The organism is Vibrio sp. V01_P9A10T6 (assembly GCF_963877065.1).
GTDB lineage: Bacteria > Pseudomonadota > Gammaproteobacteria > Enterobacterales > Vibrionaceae > Vibrio > Vibrio anguillarum.
This window is the reverse complement of record NZ_CAWNTB010000129.1, coordinates 1-2,208: the sequence shown is the minus strand read 5'-3', so window position 1 is coordinate 2,208 and position 2,208 is coordinate 1. Positions and strand designations below refer to the sequence as shown.

General features: G+C 42.5%; 3 protein-coding genes. 1 reads left to right on the top strand and 2 read right to left on the bottom strand.

Annotation, left to right across the window (positions count from 1 at the left end):
• Positions 1-3: 3 nt before the first annotated feature.
• Positions 4-291: a type II toxin-antitoxin system RelE family toxin gene (locus AACQ21_RS06865; RefSeq protein WP_170935171.1), complete on the bottom strand. Its 288-nt coding sequence runs from the start codon at positions 289-291 to the stop codon at positions 4-6.
• Positions 281-532 (bottom strand): type II toxin-antitoxin system Phd/YefM family antitoxin, encoded by a 252-nt coding sequence (locus AACQ21_RS06860; protein ID WP_001250181.1) that lies wholly within the window; start codon positions 530-532, stop codon positions 281-283. Before AACQ21_RS06860 ends, AACQ21_RS06865 begins: the two co-directional genes overlap by 11 nt.
• 776 nt (positions 533-1,308) lie before the next feature.
• Between AACQ21_RS06860 and AACQ21_RS06855 the strand changes: the two genes are divergently transcribed.
• Positions 1,309-1,611, top strand: coding sequence for a hypothetical protein (locus AACQ21_RS06855; RefSeq protein ID WP_105976786.1), 303 nt, complete (start codon positions 1,309-1,311; stop codon positions 1,609-1,611).
• Positions 1,612-2,208: the final 597 nt, after the last annotated feature.

The following is a 2,208-nucleotide window of genomic DNA, read 5'->3' as shown; positions in this document are numbered from 1 at the left end:
CCGCTAGCTGAAGCGTGAAGCCAGCTTCTTATAAACAGCGTCTTTATCTCGTTTACCAACAGCGAGTACATAAACGACAACTTCATTATCGATGACTTCATAAGCCAAACGATAACCAGATGTACGAAGTTTGATTTTGTAAACAGAATCATAACCTCGTAATTTTGATGATGGGACGTGGGGGTTTTCTAGCCTTTCTTTGAGTTTCTTTTTAAATTGACTCTGAATCGTTGGCGCTAGCTTACTCCACTCCTTTTGGGCTACAGGCAAAAACTTTAACTTATAAGTCATCAATATTGATTTCCACAGCTTGCGACAAATCACCACGACGACTATCTACTATTTGGGAAAGCTCATAATCATCAAGCATATCCATCAGATACTCGTAAGTTTCAGCCGGTACAAGGTAAGCTGCGGGTTTGTTGTGGTTAAGGATCGCAATAGCTGAACCATCAGCCTCGTTCAAAAGAGCAGTTGGATTTTTCTTTAACTCTGAAATACTGGCAGAGCAATTCGCTAGTACCTGTCTCATAACTTCACCATATAAGCATTAAAATCAGACCTAATTTTAGACCTTAATTTAAGTAATTGCTAGAGGTTTACAAAAGAGGCATAACGCCCTGCTAAGGGGTGAGCAATGCACTGCAAAAGCTACCGCACACCGCCTTAATCACAAAACTCACCGCATGCTGAAAATGCCACGCATTGCGAATCCCGCTTAAGCAGTTTGTTAGCTTAAATTTCAGCACCTTAGATTTGCTAAGCCCGAGATTAACCTGATTTGGAAAACCGACAAACTACCTGAGCTTTAAAACCCGCATTGACTCAAACTTTGTGACTGTCCATTGACTTTAAAACCTGTAAAGTTTGAGAATTCATTTTCTGAGAACTCAAAGCGAAAGCAAAATTTCCAAAGCGACCTTGCACCAAACTTACCAACCTCGCGCAGCCCCAAAACTCAATTGAGGCAACAGCTCAAAACTCGCGTTGGCAAACAATGCCGATTTGCCGAGAAACCTGAACGAACTGCCGAGGGAAGAAAAAACAGGCTGCAACCAATTGATTTTTATTGTTTTAAACTAACGCCCTGCTAAGGGGTGAGCAACGCAATAAAAAAGCCGCCGCAAACCACCTTAATCACTAAATTCAACGCATAGTAAAAATGCCACGCGTTGCGAATCCCTCTTGAGCAGTTTGTTAGTCGCGAGGCACCGAGCGACAATTTTAAGCCGAACTAAACTTTGCGAACAACAATCTTTATGTGCTTTGATGCATTTAAGTCAGGCGTAGTCTCAAAGCGACTACTCAATGAAACCACTTGGAACAAACAACGCCGTAGAAAACGGACTGACAACACCAAAAGGCGCTTTTGGAAAGCCAATCTCACAGTGCGGACTTTCAACAAAGTCACTGAAACCACGTGGAATTTACAACACCAGAGAAAACGTCATTTCAGCGAGTAAATCGGCTTTTGTACCGACAAACTCGCCGAGCAGATTTGCAACCAAGAACAGACGCTCGATTGCCCTGCTCTGTCAGCACCAAAGAACAAAACAACCGCTAGGACAGTTACAAAACTTTGGACTTAAAACCGCTAAAACTAAGTTCTGATGATCGACGATTAATCGGTGTACCAAGCAAACAGCTGCTAAATTTTAAGCTCAGAAACATGATTTTGATTGCTAGCTTTTTCTGGCGACTAACGCCCGCTTAAGGGGCAGCCAACGCTATTACCAACTTGCCGCATAACATCGTAATCACAAAAACCAACGCATGGTAAAAATGCCACGCGTTGGCTGTCCCTCTTGAAGCGTTTGTTATGCTTAAGCTTCAATGACTTACGTTTTGCCAGAACCAAGATTAACTCGACTTTAACTCACGAACAAAATCCAAAAAGCCAAAAAGCCAAAAACTGAAATGACTCATAATTTTGAAAATCAGACTTTGAACTTTGGCAGCTAAAACGAAAAAACCTAAGACTAAATTTCCGATTGAGCCACCCGTCATAACATCGTGCTTGCCCGAAAATTGAATGAGGCAATTCGCTGAATTTCCAGCGCCAAAGAATAATTGTCCGGAAAACCGCGCCCACTGAAGCCGACTTGCCGAAAAACACAAAACTCACAAGCCAAGGGAACAAATAACAATCATAAACCACTGATTGTTGGTGATTAAGCATAACGCCCGCCTAAGGGGCTGGCAACGCAC